Below are 17,845 nucleotides of genomic sequence, written 5' to 3' on the forward strand. Positions count from 1 at the left end.
ACAAGGACGCATGCGGATCATGCGTCGCCTCGTGAACTATTATCCGGTGTAACCGAATTCGCCGTTCTTCGCAACCCTCAGGCGCCCGTGGACCCGTCGGCCAGCTCGCGCAGGATGTCGAGATGCCCGTTGTGGCGCGCGGTCTCCTCGACCAGGTGGTTGAGGATCCAGCGCAGGTTCGGATGGAAGTCGCGCAGGGCCTCGACGCTGAGGGTGTCGAGGTCGACGTCGGCGACGAGTTCGTCGCAGCGCTTCGTCTGCTCGCGATAGGCGGCGATCACCTCGTCGGCGGTCATCGACAGGGCCTCGGTCATCTCGCCGTCGGGGTCCTCCTCGGTCCAGGGGCCGAGGTCTTCACCGCCCAGGAACCTCGTCTCGATCCAGTCGAACTCGACCCAGCGCAGGTGGTTGAGCAGCGATGCGGGATTCGTCAGTGGCGACGTCGGCACCGGTGCGGCCACGACGAGCTCGTCGCTGAGGCCCGCGACCTTCTCGATTGCCGTCTCGCGGACGTACGCGAGCATGGTCTGCAGGATGGAGCGCTCGTCGAGCGCCGGCGGAGTGTCGGTACGTGTCATGCGCCCACCATGTCGCACAGGCCGTGTCTCCGCATACCCCGTCGGCCCGCGTGCCTCCGCATCCCGACCGGCTGCGTTGCGGTCACTCGAAGGAGGACCGGCTACATCATCGCTCCCGCGCCTTGCCGGATCGGGCGCGGACACCCGCTCGCTGATCGAAGCGGCATGCGGAGACACGACCTACGCCGCGCGGCGTACAGCACATATTGCGGTGCACAATGACATGGTGAGCGAACCGAAGGTGTTGGGCATCGAGTCGTCGTGCGACGAAACGGGCGTCGGCATCGTCTGCGGTACGGAGCTGCTGGCGAACGCCGTCGCGAGCAGCGTCGAGGAGCACGTGCGCTTCGGCGGGGTCGTGCCCGAGGTCGCGAGCCGCGCGCACCTGCAGGCGATGGTGCCGATGCTGGAGAAGGCGCAGGCCGACGCGGGCATCGGCATCGAGGAGGTCGACGCGATCGCCGTGACGAGTGGGCCCGGGCTGACCGGCGCCCTGCTGGTCGGGATCGCTTCCGCGAAGGCACTCGCGCTCGCGTACGACAAGCCGCTGTACGGCGTGAACCATCTCGTCGGGCATGTCGCCGTCGACCAGCTCGAGCACGGGCGCCTCCCGACGCCGTGTGTCGCGTTGCTGGTGAGCGGCGGACACACCTCGCTGCTGCTGGTCAACGACATCGCCACCGACGTACGCCTGCTCGGCGAGACGATGGACGACGCGGCAGGGGAGGCGTACGACAAGGTCGCCCGCCTGATCGGCCTCCCGTACCCCGGTGGCCCGCACATCGACAAGGCGGCGGCAGACGGCGATCCGAAGGCGATCGCGTTCCCGCGCGGGTTGACCGCGCCGAAGGACCGCGAGCGGTACCGGTTCGACTTCTCCTTCTCCGGCTTGAAGAGCGCGGTCGCGAGGTGGGTCGAGGCACGTGAGGGTTCGCCCGACGGCCTTCCGGTCGCCGATATCTGCGCGTCGTTCCAGGAGTCGGTGTGCGACGTACTCACCGCGAAGACGATCGACGCGTGCCTTGCCAACGGCGTCGAGCACCTGGTCATCGGCGGTGGCGTCGCGGCGAACGGCCGGCTGCGGGCGCTTGCGGAGGAGCGTGCCTCCGCCGCCGGCATCGAGGTGCGCGTACCGCGCCCGGCGCTGTGCACCGACAACGGCGCGATGATCGCTGCGCTCGGTGCCGAGGTCGTACGTCGGGGTCTGCGGCCGTCGGCGCTCGACATCGCCGCCGACTCGTCGATGCCGGTCACGACCGTCGTCGCGTAGTCGTCCCCTAGTCGTCCCGTACTTCCCGCCGAGGTACGGATTCCCGCCACATGGGTCGCCCCTATTGGCAGGACGCCGTACCTCGGCGGTTGTGGCCGGGCCGTCTCGGTCTCGTTCGTTGCTACCATCGACGAACAGGACCGAGACCGAAAGAGTGAACCGATGCTGCAGCTGCTCTGGGTGATGGCGCAGTCCGTCACGCTGACGCTCGGCGTCGCGCTCGGTCCGTTGCTGCCGCAGTCTCCGATCCAGGTCCTCGTCCTCGTGCTCGTCGGCGCGGCGGTGCTCGCCCTGCTGGCGCCCTGGATCCTGATCAGTCTCCTGCGGCGGCTGTCGCTGAGGCCACAGTGCCCACCGCCGCGGTCGAGTCGAGCCGACTCTCTCGGTCACCGGGTGCCGGGTGCACCGGGCACCCCCGGCTGTGCGTTCGCGCGCGCCCCGTCCGTCGCCGCTCTCGCCATCGCCTGAGCGACGTCTCCCTCTGCTGCGTTCGCAGCCGTGCTGCCGATGCTTCATGTCGGTACGCCGCGTACGAGTTCGTCGCTCCCGCTGGCGCCCGTTGCCCACGCCCGGTGCCGTACTGCGACCAGGTGAATCTCGACCGGCACACGCCCGGTCGGCACTGATCGCCCTGCTCCGCGACGCGCCCGGGCTCGTACGACCACAGGGGTAGCGCCGTCGTTGCGCGGCCGCTCCCACCAGCGCACAGACTTTGAGGGACCGAAACTCATGAACATCTATGACTTCCCACCGATCGAGGCATTGATCACGGCCGCCTACTGGTTGGTCACCAACCTGAGCGATCTCCTGCAACCGCTGGTCGGAGCACCGAGCGCGGCGGTCGCGATCGTCCTGATGACCGTCGCCGTACGTACCCTGCTGATCCCCGTCGGCAGATCGCAGGTCAAGGCCGGCATCACGCGGCGGCGTCTCGCTCCCAAGATCGCAGAGCTGCGTCGTCGGCACGCAAAGAAGCCCGAGCGGTTGCAACGCGAGATCACGGAGCTCTACGCGAAGGAGAAGGCATCGCCGCTCGCCGGTTGCCTCCCGGTGCTTGCGCAGATGCCCATCCTGATGGCCGTGTACGGCTTGTTCGTTCACCAGACGATCAACGACCATCCCAACGAGCTTCTCGGGCACACGCTGCTGGGGGTTCCGTTGGACGTGGGACTCGTCGGCCAGCTCAACGCCGGTGCCGTGACCTGGGTATCCGGAGGCGTGTTCATCGCCATCGTCGTCGTTGTCGCCGTCGTCGCGCAGGCATCGCGGCGGATGCTCATGCCGCCGCAGACTCCGGAGGAGACCGATCCGCAGCCCGGAGTCCCCGATCTCAGCGGACTCACCCGAGCACTGAGCTTCATGCCGTTCATGACCGCGGTCATCGCCGCGTTCGTACCGCTCGCCGCCGGGCTCTACCTGATGACCACGACTGCGTGGACGCTCGCGGAGAGAGTCGTGCTGAACCGGCTCCTCGGAGTCGCGCGTCTCGATGCGACCTGAAGGCCGGCGCGCACTCCGCGCCGAGGTACGGGCTCCCGCCCCATGGCGGCCTCTGATCGGCCGGAATCCGTACCTCGGCGGGTGGTGGCGGGCCCGGTCGAGCGATGCGAGTACGTGCGGCATGCTGGATGGCCTATGACGTCCTTGCGTATGCGTACCGCAGCCGTGGTCGCGACGCTCGCCCTCGCGGCGACCGCGTGCTCCGGCGACGGCGGGTCCGACGAGTCGAGCGCCCAACCGTCCGACGGCGAGTCCGGCGAGCCGACCAGTTCGCCGAGCACACCGCCGGGCGACGACGCCGAGCCGACGGGCTGGGGGCCGACCACCGCCGAGCTCGGCCGGGCGCGCTCGTACGTCGACGACCTGAGCGTCGACGAGCTCGCCGGCCAGCTGGTGATCGCCACGTACGACGGCACGGAGGCCCCGGTCGACCTCGTACGCGACCTGCACCTCGGCGGGGTGATCGCGATGGAGCCGAACATCGAGTCGGTCGACCAGATCACGCACGTCAACGACACCCTGCAGCGCGAGTCCGGGCGCGACTTTCCCCTGTGGCTGAGCGTCGACCAGGAGGGCGGCATCGTCAACCGGCTGAACGACACGATGACGCCGTTCCCGACCTACATGACGTACGGCGCCGCCGACCGGCCGAAGGTCACGACGCGGGCGGCGCGGGCATCGGGCGAGGAGCTTCGCAGCGCCGGTTTCACGGCGGTGTACTCGCCCGACGCCGACGTCACCGCCGGGCCGCAGGACCCGACGATCGGCAGCCGGTCCGCCGGTAGCCGTCCGCCGCTCGTGTCCCGGACCGTGCAGGCATCGGTGCGCGGGTACGAACGGGCAGGCATCGCGTCAGTGATCAAGCACTTCCCCGGCCATGGCGCGCTGACCACCGACTCCCATGAGGCGCTGCCGACACAGCAAGAACCGCTGCGCCGCGTACGAAAGCGCGACTACCGGCCGTTCGTCGACGCGATCGACGCCGGCGCGCCGGCGGTGATGATCGGGCACGTCGACATCCCTGCGCTCGACGACGGCGTACCGGCCTCCCTGTCGCGCAAGGTGATCACCGGCGAGCTCCGCAAACGCCTCGGGTTCGATGGCGTGGTGCTCACCGATGCCATGAACATGGGCGCGATCGTCGACGAGTACGGCGCCGCCGAGGCCGCGGTCATGACCGTGCAGGCCGGCAGCGACCTGGTGCTGATGCCCGCCGACACCGAGGCGGCGGTCGGTGCGATCGCCGCGGCCATCGAGTCGGGGGAGATCCCGGAGAAGCAGGCGCGCGACTCGGCGGCGCGGACGATCGCGCTGCTGCTGCACGAGGATGCCCAGCCGAAGCCCGATGCCGGCCCGGGCGAGCACGTACGCGACTCGCTCGCCGCGTCGAAGGCTGCGGTGACGGTCGTCGACGGTCCGTGCAAGGGTCCGCTGGTCGACGGAGCCGTACAGCCGGTGGGCGACGAGGACGCGGTTGCCGCGTTCACCGCCGCCGCCGAGAAGGCGGGCTTGACGGTCGGCGGCGGACCCACCCTGACGTTCATCGGTTGGGGTGGCTCGTCGGGCAGCGGCGACATCGTCGTCACGACCGACACCCCGTACGCACTCGGCGACAGCACCGCGAGCACGGCGAAGATCGCCCTCTACGGCGAGACACCGCAGGCGATGCAGGCTCTGGTGCACGTACTGCAAGGCAAGGCGGCGGCTCCCGGACGACTCCCGGTGCCGGTCGAAGGCGTGCAACGCCGAGGCTGCTGACCTCGCGTACGCGCGCCCCGTGGGCATGACGTACGAGTGGCGACACGCCGGCGTGTCGCGCCCGAACGTCATGCCCACGGGGTGGGTGAGGCGACGGCGGTCAGCGGGGTTGTGACAGCAGCGCGATCATGTCGCCGACCTCGCCGAGGTGCTGCAGCTTGTCGGGGTTGATCTGGTTGCGGAGAGCGGTGACGGCGTCGTCTCCGATGTCGAGGGTCAGTACGCCCAGCACCAGGTCGTCGCCCGTACGTAGGATCATCGCCGGCTGACCGTTGGCGCGCGTACGGTCCAGGCGAACGTCGAGCCGCTTCCCCTGACGCAGCAGCCCGAACAGGAACCTCGCCACGGCGCCGCTGCCCGTCACGGGGACGCGCACGGCAGGCGCCTTGCCGCCGCCGTCGCCGTAGAACGTGGCGTCTTCGGCGAGCAGCTGCTCCAGCGACTCCAGCTCACCACGTTCGATGGCGGCGAAGAACGCGTTGGCCAGCTCATCCTGCCGCTCGGCCGGCGCCAGCTGCGGCTGTTCCGCCTCGAGGTGTCGCTTGGCGCGGACGAGCAGCTGGCGGCAGTTCGCCTCCGACTTGTCCACGATCGCAGCGATCTCGGCGTAGTCGTACGCGAACACCTCGCGCAGCAGGAAGACCGCGCGCTCCACCGGCGACAGCTTCTCGAGCACCACGAGGAACGCCGCCGTGACGGTCTCCCCGAGCTCGATCCGATGCGCGGGATCTGCGTCGTCGTCGAGGATCGGCTCGGGCAGCCACGGACCCACGTACGACTCGCGGCGTGCCCGCGCCGAGCGAAGCGTGTCGATGGCGACGCGGGTCGTCACCGTCGTCGCGTACGCCTCGGGGTTGTCCAGCGCGGTGCCGTCGGTGATCGACCGGTGTATGCGCAGGAACGCGTCCTGGACGACGTCCTCGGCTTCGCTGACGCTGCCGAGCATCCGGTACGCGATCGAGAACATCAAGGGGCGCAGCTCGTCGTGCTCGAGCGCGAGATCGGTCATACCTCCAGAAAAGCACAGCCGACCTGTCACAGGGCCCCTGGATCTCCCGTCGAACGGGGAAACATCATCGAAGGAGAACATCATGCGAGTCTTCGTAGCCGGCGCAACCGGCGCCGTCGGCCGTCCGCTGATCCGGATGCTCGTCGACGAGGGTCACGACGTGGTCGGCACCACGGGTACGCCGGCCAACGTGGATGCGGTCACCGATCTCGGCGCGACCGCGGTCGTCATGGACGGCCTCGACCCTGAGAGCGTACGCAGAGCCGTGGTCGAGAGCAGGCCGGACGTCGTCATCCATCAGCTCACCGCGCTGAAGGCGATCACGGGCAACATGCGCAAGTTCGACGCCGACTTCGCCGTCACCAACCGGCTCCGCGCCGAGACGACCGACAGCCTGCTCGCGGCCGCACGGGAAAGTGGCGTGAAGCGGTTCATCGCCCAGAGCTTCACCGGATGGACCAATCCGAAGGACCGTACGGGCCTCGCGACCGAGGACGAGCCGCTCGACCCGCATCCGACGAAGCACTCGCGCAACACGCTCGCCGGAATCGCGCACCTGGAGAAGGTGGTGCCGGCGGAGCCGGGTATGACGGGCATCGTGCTGCGGTACGGCTTCCTGTACGGGCCGGGCACGGGCCTGAACCGCGGTGGTGACATGTCGGAGCTGATCCGCGAGGGCAAGTTCCCGATCGTCGGCGGTGGCGGAGGGGTCTGGCCGATGGTGCACGTCGAGGATGCTGCGCTGGCGGCCGCTCGTGCGGTCGAGCACGGCGACGCCGGCCTCTACAACGTGGTCGACGACGATCCGGCGCTGGTGCGCGACTGGCTGCCCGCACTCGCCGCGGAGCTCGGGGCCAAGCCGCCGATGCGACTGCCCCGGTGGCTCGGCCGGGTGGTCGCAGGCGAGCACGCGGTCTCGTTGATGACCAGCATGCGCGGGTCGTCGAACGCGAAGGCCAAGCGCGAGCTCGGCTGGGAGCTGAAGTACCCGTCGTGGCGCGAAGGCTTCAAGCACGGCATCGGGTGACTCTCTGGCAGGGGATAGTCAACGCAACGGAAATCGTGTTTGCTGACTGTGGCGTACGACACGATCGACCGTTATCGAGAGGGAGCCCAATGAAAAGAGCGTCGATGAATATCCGCGTTGTTCTTGGCGCGCCCATTGCCGCGGGGCTCGTCGCGGCGGCGCTGGCCGCGTTGCCGGCGAACGCGGCGCCGTCCGACGAGGACGCGCCGCGCAGCATCTCCTACCAGCGCTTCGACGACAGCGACGAGTTCCTCGAGGGGAAGTTCAAGGACGTCCACCTGCGCGGCGACCGCCTCGCGCTCGGGCGGCACACCAAGCGCTCGACGACCTACCGCGACCCGTTCGGCTCGAAGCAGATCCGTCGCTACGACGTGGGCAGCTGGACGTCGCCGGTCGTACGCCTCGGGTTCGGCGCGACACAGGCGGTGCCGTCCTGGAACGCGAAGACGCCGACGGGCAGCTGGGTGGAGACCCGCTTCCGCGGTCGCCATGCGGACGGCAGCTGGACGAAGTGGTACGTGATGGGTCGCTGGACCAGCGGAATGAACTTCAAGCGCGGCGACATCCACCGCACCTCGGTCGACGGACAGGGCGACGCCGACGGCACAGTCTGGACCGACACCTTCGCGGCCGAGGACGGCAAGGAGGTCGAGGCGTACCAGCTGCGCGTACGCCTGATGAGCCCACATGACGTTCGGAAGAAGAAAGTGCCGAGCGTCAGCGCCGTCGGCGCGATGGCGTCGGAGGACGCGGGCGACCCGGGGCCGACGAGCGAGCCGACCCTCGACCACGCGGTCGAGCTCGATGTACCGCAGTTCTCGCAGAACATCCACAAGGGCGAGTACCCCGAGTTCGGTGGCGGTGGGCAGGTCTGGTGCTCGCCGACGTCGACGACGATGGTGCAGTACTCGTGGGGCAAGAAGTATCACGTGAAGAAGCGGGAGCTCCGCGACATCGACGCGCCCAAAGGTGACCCGCAGGTCGACTACGCGGCGATGAACGCGTGGGACTACGCGTACGACGGGGCGGGCAACTGGCCGTTCAACGCGGCGTACGCCTCGACGTTTGGTCTCGACACGTTCGTCACCCGGCTGCGCTCGCTCGCCGAGGTCGAGCGGTTCGTCGACGCCGGCATCCCGGTCGTCGTCTCGCTCGCGTTCACCGAGGAGGAGATGCCGGAGGCGGGTTACAGCACCGACGGTCACCTGATGGTCGTACGCGGCTTCACCGAGGACGGCGACCCGATCCTGAACGACCCGGCGTCGGACACCAACGAGGGCGTACGCAACGTCTACACGCGCGAGAACTTCGAGAACGTGTGGCAGAAGTCGTCCGAGGGTGTCGTGTACATCTACCACCCGAAGAACGTCGACCTCCCCGAGAACGTCGAGGGCGCGCCCGCCAACTGGTAGCCACAACCGCGCTGGGCATGACGTTCGCGCGCGACACGCCGGCGTGTCGCGCGCAAACGTCATGCCCAGCGGGCGGGTGGGGGCACCCGCCGGACCAGGTACGCGCGGCCGGCGCCGTCGACCCGCGTCATCACGACCGTCGCCGGGTTCGCGCCCCGCAGCTTGAGCCGCGTGACCAGCCGCTCGGGCACGATGTCGACGCCGCGCTTCTTGATCGTGAGCGGGCCGATGTCGCGTGCCCGCAGGGTCGCTCGCAGCTGCTTCTCCCGGTACGGCAGCTCGTCGAGCACCTCGTACGCCGTCGCGAACGGCGTACCGACGAGACGGTCGCTGCCGACGTACGCGATGTGCGGATCGAGCAGCCGGCCATCGACCAGGGCGGCTACCGCGGTCACGAGATGGGCTCGGATGACCGCGTCGTCCGGTTCGTAGAGGTACCGGCCGGGGGGAGCCGTCGCGGCGCCGCCGGGATCATCCGACTCGGTCAGGGTCGCCGCGGCCGGCAGCACCGTAGCCCGTCGTCGGGCCGTCGCGAGCGGTGCACCCCACAGGCATGCCTCCACGAGGTCGCCTCCGTCGCTGACCCACTCGGCCTCGACACCGGCGGGCACGAGGTCGTGGTCGATGCCGGGGGCGACCTTCGCCGCGGCGGATCCGTGCAGCAACGTTGTGACGAAGTCCCAGTCGGGTGAGCTCTGCCGCGGATCGAACGTACGGCCGCGCGCGCCGCGTCGTCCGGGATCGACGAACGCGATGCCGACGCCTGCGTGATCGACGCCGGTCGCGTCGGCCTCGATGACGCTGCCCGGCAGGCCGAGCGCCGCAAGGTTGGCCGCGGCGAGCCGCGCTCGAAGCGGGTCGATGTCGACTCCGTCGGCGGCGACCCCGGCGCGGGCGAGCGCGATCAGGTCGCCACCGATGCCGCAACCGAGGTCGACCGCCGAGGCGATCTCGTGCCGTCGTACGCGCTGTGCTCGGTGCCGCGCGACCGGCGCGCGGGTCGCCTGCTCGAGTGCGTCGGAGGTGAAGTACATCCGCTCCGCGTCCGGGCCGAACTTCGCGGCCGCCTTGCGCCGCAGGCGTACCTGCTGGATCGCCGCGGCGACGAGGTCGGCGTCCTGCGTCCGTCGCAGACGGCTGCCCAACGCGAGATCGGACTCGGTGTCCGGCGCGGCGGCGGCCTCGTCCAACAGCGTCCGGCCGGCCGGTGTCAGCAACCGCTCGAACACGTCGACTCGCACAGGGAGCATCCTCGCATCGCGGGCCGCTGGCACTCGGCTTGACCGAGTGCTAGATTCTGCATTAGCACTCTCACCTTGAGGGTGCTAACGGTCTCACCGGCGTACGACCCCCGCGACGGCGTATGCCCTGGCCAGCAGTTTCAGTCTGTACACGTGCGAAAAGGAAGGTCGACACAGTGTCGGTCAGCATCAAGCCGCTCGAAGACCGGATCGTCGTCAAGGCGCTCGAGGCCGAGCAGACCACCGCGTCGGGTCTGGTCATCCCGGACACCGCCAAGGAGAAGCCCCAGGAGGGCGAGGTGCTCTCGACCGGTCCCGGCCGCGTCGATGACAACGGCAACCGCGTTCCGCTCGATGTCGCCGTCGGCGACAAGGTCATCTTCAGCAAGTACGGAGGCACCGAGGTCAAGTACGGCGGCGAGGAGTACCTCATCCTCTCCGCCCGTGACGTCCTCGCCGTCGTCGAGAAGTAATCCCGACCGCCCAGTCCGCCGTGCCCTTCCGGGTGACGGCGTACTGGGCGGCGCTGTCTAGGAGAAGAAATGCCAAAGATTCTTGAGTTCGACGAGAACGCTCGTCGTGCACTCGAGCGGGGAGTCGACTCCCTCGCCAACACCGTCAAGGTGACGCTCGGCCCGAAGGGCCGCTACGTCGTCCTCGACAAGAAGTGGGGCGCGCCCACGATCACCAACGACGGCGTGACCGTCGCACGCGAGGTCGACCTCGACGACCCGTTCGAGAACCTCGGCGCACAGCTGGCCAAGGAGGTCGCGACCAAGACCAACGACATCGCCGGCGACGGTACGACCACGGCGACCGTCCTCGCGCAGGCGATGGTCCACGAGGGCCTCCGTGCCGTTGCCGCCGGTGCAAACCCGGTGGCGCTCAAGCGCGGCATCGACAAGGCCGTCGAGTCGGTCGTCGCGAAGCTGGCCGAGGCCGCCCGCGACGTCGACGACAAGCAGGACATGACGCACGTCGCCACCATCTCGGCGCGCGACGAGCGCATCGGTGAGCTGATCGCCGAGGCGTTCGACAAGGTCGGCAAGGACGGCGTCATCACCGTCGAGGAGTCCAACACGCTCGGCACCGACCTCGAGTTCACCGAGGGCATGCAGTTCGACAAGGGCTACATCTCGCCGTACATGGTGACCGACCAGGAGCGGATGGAGGCCGTCCTCGACGACCCGTACATCCTCCTGCACCAGGGCAAGATCTCCTCGGTGCAAGACCTGCTTCCGCTGCTGGAGAAGGTCATCCAGGCGGGCAAGCCGCTGTTCATCATCGCCGAGGACATCGAGGGCGAAGCGCTCTCGACCCTGGTCGTGAACAAGATCCGCGGCACGTTCGTCTCGACGGCCGTCAAGGCGCCCGCGTTCGGTGACCGCCGGAAGTCGATGCTGCAGGACATCGCGGTCCTGACCGGCGGTCAGGTCATCGCACCCGAGGTCGGGCTGAAGCTCGACCAGGTCGGCCTGGAGGTTCTCGGCCACGCCCGTCGTGTCGTCGTGACCAAGGACGCCACGACGATCGTCGACGGCGGCGGCGAGCAGCCCGACGTCGACGGCCGCGTGAACCAGATCAAGGCCGAGATCGAGGCCAGCGACTCCGACTGGGACCGCGAGAAGCTCCAGGAGCGTCTCGCGAAGCTGGCCGGCGGCGTCTGCGTCATTCAGGTCGGCGCCGCGACCGAGGTCGAGCTGAAGGAGAAGAAGCACCGCATCGAGGACGCCGTGTCCGCGACGCGGGCGGCCATCGAGGAGGGCATCGTCGCCGGCGGCGGTTCCGCCCTCGTACACGCGGTCGCAGCCATCGACGACCTCGACGTGACCGGTGACGAGAAGGCCGGCGCCGCCATCGTGCGTCGCGCGGCCGACCAGCCGCTGCGCTGGATCGCCGAGAACGGTGGCGAGTCCGGCGAGGTGATCGTCTCGAAGGTACGCGAGGCCGGCGTCGGCAACGGCTACAACGCCGCGACCGGCGAGTACGGCGATCTCGTCGCACAGGGCGTGCTCGATCCCGTGAAGGTGACGCGCAGCGCGCTCGCCAACGCGGCCTCGATCGCCGCGATGCTGCTGACGACGGAGACGCTCGTCGTCGACAAGCCCGACGACGAGGACGAGGGCTGACCGTCCCCGGCCTCTGAAACGCGAAAGCCCGGCGGACATCGGGCGTGCCGATGTCCGCCGGGCTTCGTCATCACCGCGGTTTGCGTCTCGACCCGTCGGTGACGACTTCGTGCGTCTCAACTCCCCAGCGAGACAAGGTAAGGCTAACCTATCTGCCGCGCGGGTCGCAAGGCCGATCTCGCCAAGACACTGGCAACGGGTCCGGTTTCGTGCCACTGTTGACCCGCACACCGCGCGTACGCGCGGGAGGGAGTTATCGACGCCGGGGGCAATGGCTGCTGATGGTGACCAGCGATGATGTCGATCTGTCGCGCATTGTGACGCGTGCACGACGCGACGACGCGACCTTGAACCTCCTGATGAGGGAGGTGCGACGGGTCTCGATCCGCTACTGCAGGGCCCGGCTCGGCACGTACCCGGGAGGCCGCCAGCTCGCCGAAGACGTCGCTCAGGAGATCTGCGTCGCCGTCCTGCAGGCGCTACCCACCTACGACGAGCGGGGCGTGCCGTTCGAGGCCTTCGTCTACGCGATCGGCTCCCGCAAGGTGGCCGACGCGCAGCGCTCCCTGAGCCGCTCCCGACTCGTACTCGTCGACGAGATGCCCGACGAGGTCGACGAGGCTCCCGGTCCCGAGCAGCGCGCGGTCCGCTCGCGCGAGTTCGACGAGGCGGTCGACCTGATGGCCGATCTTCCCGACAACCTCCGCGAGGTACTCCTGCTGCGGGTCGCGCTCGGGCTGAGCGCGGAGCGTACTGGCGATACCCTCGGGATGAGCCCAGGAGCAGTACGCGTCGCGCAGCATCGCGCACTGAAGAAACTCCGGTCGATGTGTGATCGGACGACAGCGACGTCGGGAGGTGTACGAGCATGACCAGCGATGTGCTCGACCTCGACGACATCGCCGCCGACGATGCGCTGATCGAATCGATCCGGTACGGCGCCGTCCGCGACGACCTTCCCGACGGCGACCCCGCCGTCGACGTACTGCTCGCCGTCCGCGACGGCGCACAGGCGCCCGCCGCCGCTCGCTCCGTCGCCGGTCGTACGCGCCGCGCGATCGCCACCCGGGTCGTCTCGCATCGGCGGGCGATCGCCGTGTCCGCCATCGCCGGCATCGCCGTGACCACCGGCGTCGGCGCCGCAGTGGCCGGCGACCCGACGGCCGCCTTCAAGTACGTGTTCGACCGCGGCGTCGAGATCGGTAGCCGATTCGGCACCCCCGGAGGCAACTCCAGCGCCGCCGGCGACGTCGTCGGGCGGCCGCACGCCGTCGGGATGAGCACACCTCCCGTCCGACAAGGCGCCGCAGCGGCGCCGCTCGGAGAGTCGCGCGAGGACACCTCCGTCGGCTTCGTCAGAGACCCCGACTACTGGCTGGTGCCGACTCCCCGCGGCCTCGAGGAGTTCGTCGACGGCGAGAGCGACTCGTCGGGCGACGACGAGATCGCCACGACCGGGGGAACCACCACCACCGAGGTCGGACCCGGCGAGTCGCCCGGCTCGGACGAACCCGTCGTCACCACCGCCGAGACACAGGATCCGGAGTCCGACGGGCCCGGCCCGTCGGACGGCCCGACGACGACCATGATCGTGCCGCCGACCGAGGGCACGACGGACCCGACCACGTCGCCGCCGACGGAAACGGCCATCACGCCGCCCCCGACGGAAACGACCATCACGCCGCCCCCGACCGAGACGACCCCGCCGCCGACGGAGACGACCACACCCCCACCGAGCGAGACCACGTCGCCACCGACCGACACGACGTCGCCGCCGTCGTCGGCCCCGACCACGTCGTCGTCGAGCGAGTCCCCGACGCCCTGACGCCCACCGACGGGTCGCGCTCACCGCTCCGCTCGTCCCTCGCTACGCGGCACGCCGCTCGGCGTTGTCTGGTCGCGCTCACCGCTCCGCTCGTCCCTCGCTATGCGCCTCGCCGCTCGGCGTTGTCTGGTCGCGCTCACCGCTCCGCTCGTCCCTCGCTACGCGGCACGCCGCTCGGCGTTGTTGGTCGCGCTCACCGCTCCGCTCGTCCCTCGCTATGCGCCTCGCCGCTCGGCGTTGTCTGGTCGCGCTCACCGCTCCGCTCGTCCCTCGCTATGCGCCTCGCCGCTCGGCGTTGTTGGTCGCGCTCACCGCTCCGCTCGTCCCTCGCTACGCGCCTCGCCGCTCGGCGTTGTTGGTCGCGCTCACCGCTCCGCTCGTCCCTCGCTACGCGCCTCGCCGCTCGGCGTTGTTGGTCGCGCTCACCGCTCCGCTCGTCCCTCGCTACGCGCCTCGCCGCTCCGAGTACGATTGTGTTTTGGCACCCACAACCGGAAGGTCGCATGGACGTCAACGCCGCAGGAGTACCCGATAAGTTCGCACCGCTCGGCCTCACCTTCGACGACGTACTACTGCTGCCCGGCGAGACCGACGTCGTGCCGAACGAGGTCGACACCACCGCCCGCCTGACCCGCGAGATCAGCCTGCGAGTGCCCCTCGTCTCCAGCGCAATGGACACCGTCACCGAAGCCCGGATGGCCATCGCGATGGCCCGGCAGGGCGGGATCGGCGTCCTCCACCGCAACCTGTCGGTCGCCGACCAGGCATACCAGGTCGACCTCGTCAAACGCACCCAGACCGGCATGGTCCCCAACCCCGTCACGATCGGCCCCGACGCCACCCTCGAAGACCTCGACCGGCGCTGCGGCGAGTACCGCGTGTCCGGGCTCCCCGTCATCGACGCGGACAACCGCCTGATCGGCATCATCACCAACCGCGACCTGAGGTTCACTCCTGTGGCGCAGTGGGCGACCACCAAGGTCAACGAGGTGATGACGCCGATGCCACTGTTCACCGCGCCCGTCGGCATCGGCCGCGAAGACGCGACCGCCCTACTGCGCAAGCACAAGCGTGAACGGCTGCCCATCGTCGACGACGAAGGCCGGCTGGCCGGCCTGATCACCGTCAAGGACTTCGTGAAGTCCGAGCAGTTCCCGAACGCGTCCAAGGACGGCTCCGGCCGGCTGCTCGTCGGTGCAGCGATCGGCTACTTCGGCGACGCGTGGGAACGCGCGACGACGCTGGTCGAGGCCGGCGTCGACGTCCTCGTCGCCGACACCGCACACGGGCACGTACGCCTGCTGCTCGACATGATGCGCCGATTGAAGTCCGACCCCGCGACCAAGCACGTGCAGCTCGTCGGCGGCAACGTCGCCACCCGCGCAGGCGCGCAGGCATTCGTCGAGGCCGGCGCCGATGCGGTCAAGGTCGGCGTCGGTCCCGGCTCGATCTGCACCACACGGGTCGTCACGGGCGTCGGCGTACCCCAGGTCACCGCGGTGTACGAAGCGGCGCGGGCGTGCCGCGAGGCGGGCGTACCCGTGATCGCCGACGGCGGCCTGCAGTACTCCGGCGACATCGCGAAGGCGATCGTCGCCGGCGCCGACTCCGTCATGGTCGGCTCGATGCTCGCCGGCTGCGAGGAAAGCCCTGGCGACCTCATCTTCGTCAACGGCAAGCAGTTCAAGACGTACCGCGGCATGGGCTCCCTCGGCGCGATGTCGTCGCGCGGCCAGCAGTCGTACTCCAAGGACCGCTACTTCCAGGCCGAGGTCGACAGCGACGACAAGCTGGTTCCCGAGGGCATCGAGGGTCGCGTCGCCTATCGCGGACCGCTCGAAGCGGTCGCCCACCAGCTCGTCGGCGGGCTCCGCCAGTCGATGTTCTACGTCGGCGCGCGCACGATCGCAGACATGCAGGACCGCGGTCGGTTCGTACGCATCACCTCGGCAAGCCTCAAGGAGAGCCATCCGCACGACATCCAGATGACCGTCGAGGCGCCGAACTACAGCGGCTGACCGGCCGCGCCGAGACACACAACGGCCCGTACGGGCTCGCGTCTCGCGGACGTCTAGGCTGATCCGCATGGACATCGACATCGGGCGGGCCAAGCGCGGCCGCCGCGCGTACTCCTTCGACGACGTCGCGATCGTGCCGAGTCGGCGCACACGCGACCCGGAGGAGGTGTCCGTTGCCTGGCAGATCGACGCGTACCGCTTCGAGCTGCCGATCGTGGCCGCACCGATGGACTCGGTGATGTCACCGGAGACGGTCATCGCGCTCGGTCGTCACGGCGGTCTCGGCGTACTCGACCTCGAAGGGCTGTGGACCAGGTACGACGATCCCGAAACCCTCCTCGACGAGGTCGCGCGCCTCGACGGTGAGCGGGCGACGGCCCGGCTTCAGGAGATCTACCGCGAGCCGATCAAGCCGGAGCTGATCACCGCCCGGCTGAAGCAGATCCGGGAGGCCGGCGTCACCGTCGCCGGTGCCCTGTCGCCGCAGCGTACGAAGCAGTTCGCGCAGAGTGTCGTCGACGCGGGTGTCGACCTGTTCGTCATCCGCGGTACGACCGTCTCGGCCGAGCACGTCTCGGGGCAGACCGAGCCGCTGAACCTCAAGGAGTTCATCTACGAGCTCGACGTACCCGTCATCGTCGGCGGGTGCGCGACGCACCAGGCCGCCCTGCACCTGATGCGTACGGGTGCGGCCGGCGTACTCGTCGGCTTCGGCGGCGGCGCTGCGCACACGACCCGCAAGGTCCTCGGTGTCGCCGTGCCCATGGCCACCGCGGTCTCCGACGTGGCGGCGGCGCGGCGCGACTACCTCGACGAGTCCGGCGGCAGGTACGTGCACGTGATCGCCGACGGCTCCATCGGACGCAGCGGCGACGTGGCCAAGGCCGTGGCGTGTGGCGCCGACTCCGTCATGGTCGGCTCGCCGTTCGCGCGCGCCACCGAGGCGCCGGGCCGCGGGTTCCACTGGGGTGCCGAGGCATGGCATCCCGACCTTCCCCGCGGCGAGCGGGTCGACATCGGCTCCGTGGGGTCGCTCGAGTCGGTGCTGTTCGGGCCGTCGACCGTCCCCGACGGCACGATGAACCTGATCGGCGCGCTCCGCCGGGCGATGGCGACGACCGGCTACACCGACCTCAAGGAGTTCCAGCGAGTCGAGGTCGTCGTCGAGTGAGCGGCCCACCGGACGGCCCGACGCCCCGCCCGCTCGTGGTTGCCGCGGCGCAGGCGGAGTCCGTCCCGGGCGATGTCGCCGCCAACGCTCGTACCGCGGCTGCCTACGTACGCGAGGCCGCCGACCGCGGAGCACGCGTACTCGTGCTGCCGGAGCTGTTCCTGTCCGGGTACGACATGCGCACCATCGGTGAGCGGCCGGAGCAGTGCGATGTCACTGCCGACGCACTTGCTGACGCGCGACTCGAGACATTGCGCTCCGCCGTCGCAGACACCGGACTCGTCGCGCTGGTCGGCGCCTCGGTACGCCGCGGCGACCGCCGTACGATCTCGCTGCTCGCGATCGACGAGGCCGTCCGGGTCGTCTACGACAAGCAGCACGTGTGCGGAGACGAGGCTGACCACTTCGTTGCGGGTGACGCGCGCTCGGTCCTGACGGTCGACGGCTGGCCGCTCGGGTTGGCGGTCTGTTACGACGGCTGCTTCCCCGAACACGCCCGCGCAGCGGCCGACGACGGTGCGCTCGCATACGTCGCGTCGGTCGCGTACGTCAGGGGCAGCGAGCATCGACGGGACCTGTACTACCGAGCGCGTGCCGTCGAGAACGGGATGTACGCGGTCGTCAGCGGGTTGACCGGACGCTGCGGCGAAGGTGAGTACGGCGGCGGAACCTCCGTCATCGACCCCGAGGGGCGCGTACTCGAACGCGTCCACGGTGGTGCGACCGGCCTTGCCGTCACGACGCTCGACGCAGCGGCGCTCGAGGCAACGCGGGCAGAGCACACGATGTACGCCGACCACCGCGCGTCGCTCGGCCCGCTCGTCCGACACTGACGCACCGAGCACGCACGTCCTGCAACGATGTGACCTCGGTCGCGGCGGGTCGCGTACCTGCTGAGGATAGGCTA

The 17,845-nt window shown here is 69.5% G+C and carries 16 protein-coding genes; 13 read left to right on the forward strand and 3 right to left on the reverse strand.

From position 1 onward, the window contains the following. Positions 1–77 precede the first annotated feature (77 nt). Complete coding sequence (locus L0C25_RS15035) at positions 78–578, reverse strand: DinB family protein (protein ID WP_271632487.1); 501 nt, start codon at positions 576–578, stop codon at positions 78–80. Positions 579–804: 226 nt separating this feature from the next. Here L0C25_RS15035 and tsaD point away from each other — a divergent pair, with 226 nt between their 5' ends. The 4 genes from tsaD to L0C25_RS15055 all read left to right on the forward strand — a co-directional run bounded on the left by tsaD (position 805) and on the right by L0C25_RS15055 (position 5,106). After that, positions 805–1,848 carry a tRNA (adenosine(37)-N6)-threonylcarbamoyltransferase complex transferase subunit TsaD gene (gene tsaD, locus L0C25_RS15040; protein WP_271632488.1) on the forward strand — a complete coding sequence of 348 codons (1,044 nt, stop codon included), beginning with the start codon at positions 805–807 and terminating at the stop codon, positions 1,846–1,848. A 162-nt stretch (positions 1,849–2,010) separates the two neighbouring features. Continuing rightward, positions 2,011–2,316: a hypothetical protein gene (locus L0C25_RS15045; protein ID WP_271632489.1), complete on the forward strand. Its 306-nt coding sequence runs from the start codon at positions 2,011–2,013 to the stop codon at positions 2,314–2,316. A gap of 261 nt (positions 2,317–2,577) precedes the next feature. Further along, positions 2,578–3,348 (forward strand): YidC/Oxa1 family membrane protein insertase, encoded by a 771-nt coding sequence (locus L0C25_RS15050; protein ID WP_271632490.1) that lies wholly within the window; start codon positions 2,578–2,580, stop codon positions 3,346–3,348. A 135-nt stretch (positions 3,349–3,483) separates the two neighbouring features. Next, a complete protein-coding gene (locus tag L0C25_RS15055) occupies positions 3,484–5,106 on the forward strand; it encodes a glycoside hydrolase family 3 protein (RefSeq protein ID WP_271632491.1) in 1,623 nt (540 codons plus the stop codon). Between the two features lie 100 nt (positions 5,107–5,206). Here L0C25_RS15055 and L0C25_RS15060 read toward each other — a convergent pair whose 3' ends face one another. Continuing rightward, positions 5,207–6,115, reverse strand: coding sequence for an RNA polymerase sigma-70 factor (locus L0C25_RS15060; protein WP_271632492.1), 909 nt, complete (start codon positions 6,113–6,115; stop codon positions 5,207–5,209). Positions 6,116–6,197: 82 nt separating this feature from the next. On the opposite strand from L0C25_RS15060, the gene L0C25_RS15065 reads away from it, so the two are divergent. Together L0C25_RS15065 and L0C25_RS15070 are read left to right on the forward strand one after the other, a co-directional pair. Continuing rightward, entirely contained in the window at positions 6,198–7,142 is a 945-nt protein-coding gene (locus tag L0C25_RS15065; RefSeq protein WP_271632493.1) for an NAD-dependent epimerase/dehydratase family protein, read from the forward strand. A 104-nt stretch (positions 7,143–7,246) separates the two neighbouring features. Next, a complete protein-coding gene (locus L0C25_RS15070; protein ID WP_271632494.1) occupies positions 7,247–8,554 on the forward strand; it encodes a C39 family peptidase in 1,308 nt (435 codons plus the stop codon). 59 nt (positions 8,555–8,613) lie between these two features. Here L0C25_RS15070 and L0C25_RS15075 read toward each other — a convergent pair whose 3' ends face one another. Next, positions 8,614–9,795: a class I SAM-dependent methyltransferase gene (locus L0C25_RS15075; protein ID WP_271632495.1), complete on the reverse strand. Its 1,182-nt coding sequence runs from the start codon at positions 9,793–9,795 to the stop codon at positions 8,614–8,616. A 176-nt stretch (positions 9,796–9,971) separates the two neighbouring features. On the opposite strand from L0C25_RS15075, the gene groES reads away from it, so the two are divergent. The 7 genes from groES (at position 9,972) to L0C25_RS15110 (ending at position 17,771) form a co-directional block, all read left to right on the forward strand. Then, a complete protein-coding gene (gene groES / locus L0C25_RS15080) occupies positions 9,972–10,268 on the forward strand; it encodes a co-chaperone GroES (protein ID WP_271632496.1) in 297 nt (98 codons plus the stop codon). Positions 10,269–10,337: 69 nt separating this feature from the next. After that, complete coding sequence (gene groL, locus L0C25_RS15085; RefSeq protein WP_271632497.1) at positions 10,338–11,924, forward strand: chaperonin GroEL; 1,587 nt, start codon at positions 10,338–10,340, stop codon at positions 11,922–11,924. Between the two features lie 218 nt (positions 11,925–12,142). Beyond that, entirely contained in the window at positions 12,143–12,796 is a 654-nt protein-coding gene (gene shbA, locus L0C25_RS15090; protein WP_271632498.1) for an RNA polymerase sigma factor ShbA, read from the forward strand. Then, on the forward strand, positions 12,793–13,749 hold the full coding sequence (locus tag L0C25_RS15095; protein ID WP_271632499.1) for a hypothetical protein: 957 nt from the start codon (positions 12,793–12,795) through the stop codon (positions 13,747–13,749). Before shbA ends, L0C25_RS15095 begins: the two co-directional genes overlap by 4 nt. A gap of 503 nt (positions 13,750–14,252) precedes the next feature. Further along, positions 14,253–15,767 (forward strand): IMP dehydrogenase, encoded by a 1,515-nt coding sequence (gene guaB, locus L0C25_RS15100; protein WP_271632500.1) that lies wholly within the window; start codon positions 14,253–14,255, stop codon positions 15,765–15,767. A 67-nt stretch (positions 15,768–15,834) separates the two neighbouring features. Continuing rightward, positions 15,835–16,938, forward strand: coding sequence for a GuaB3 family IMP dehydrogenase-related protein (locus L0C25_RS15105; RefSeq protein WP_271632501.1), 1,104 nt, complete (start codon positions 15,835–15,837; stop codon positions 16,936–16,938). Next, complete coding sequence (locus L0C25_RS15110; protein ID WP_271632502.1) at positions 16,935–17,771, forward strand: carbon-nitrogen hydrolase family protein; 837 nt, start codon at positions 16,935–16,937, stop codon at positions 17,769–17,771. The genes L0C25_RS15105 and L0C25_RS15110 overlap by 4 nt, the downstream gene beginning before the upstream one ends. The last annotated feature ends 74 nt before the right edge of the window (positions 17,772–17,845 follow it).

This window comes from Solicola gregarius, from assembly GCF_025790165.1.
In the GTDB taxonomy this organism is placed as follows: Bacteria; Actinomycetota; Actinomycetes; order Propionibacteriales; family Nocardioidaceae; genus Solicola; species Solicola gregarius.

Coding starts and splice junctions, on each gene's coding strand:
- L0C25_RS15035 (WP_271632487.1), bottom strand. CDS start 578: ATGACACGTACCGACACTCCGCCGGCGCTCGACGAGCGCTCCATCCTG.
- L0C25_RS15045 (WP_271632489.1), top strand. CDS start 2,011: ATGCTGCAGCTGCTCTGGGTGATGGCGCAGTCCGTCACGCTGACGCTC.
- L0C25_RS15050 (WP_271632490.1), top strand. CDS start 2,578: ATGAACATCTATGACTTCCCACCGATCGAGGCATTGATCACGGCCGCC.
- L0C25_RS15055 (WP_271632491.1), top strand. CDS start 3,484: ATGACGTCCTTGCGTATGCGTACCGCAGCCGTGGTCGCGACGCTCGCC.
- L0C25_RS15060 (WP_271632492.1), bottom strand. CDS start 6,115: ATGACCGATCTCGCGCTCGAGCACGACGAGCTGCGCCCCTTGATGTTC.
- L0C25_RS15065 (WP_271632493.1), top strand. CDS start 6,198: ATGCGAGTCTTCGTAGCCGGCGCAACCGGCGCCGTCGGCCGTCCGCTG.
- L0C25_RS15070 (WP_271632494.1), top strand. CDS start 7,247: ATGAATATCCGCGTTGTTCTTGGCGCGCCCATTGCCGCGGGGCTCGTC.
- groL (WP_271632497.1), top strand. CDS start 10,338: ATGCCAAAGATTCTTGAGTTCGACGAGAACGCTCGTCGTGCACTCGAG.
- L0C25_RS15095 (WP_271632499.1), top strand. CDS start 12,793: ATGACCAGCGATGTGCTCGACCTCGACGACATCGCCGCCGACGATGCG.
- guaB (WP_271632500.1), top strand. CDS start 14,253: ATGGACGTCAACGCCGCAGGAGTACCCGATAAGTTCGCACCGCTCGGC.
- L0C25_RS15105 (WP_271632501.1), top strand. CDS start 15,835: ATGGACATCGACATCGGGCGGGCCAAGCGCGGCCGCCGCGCGTACTCC.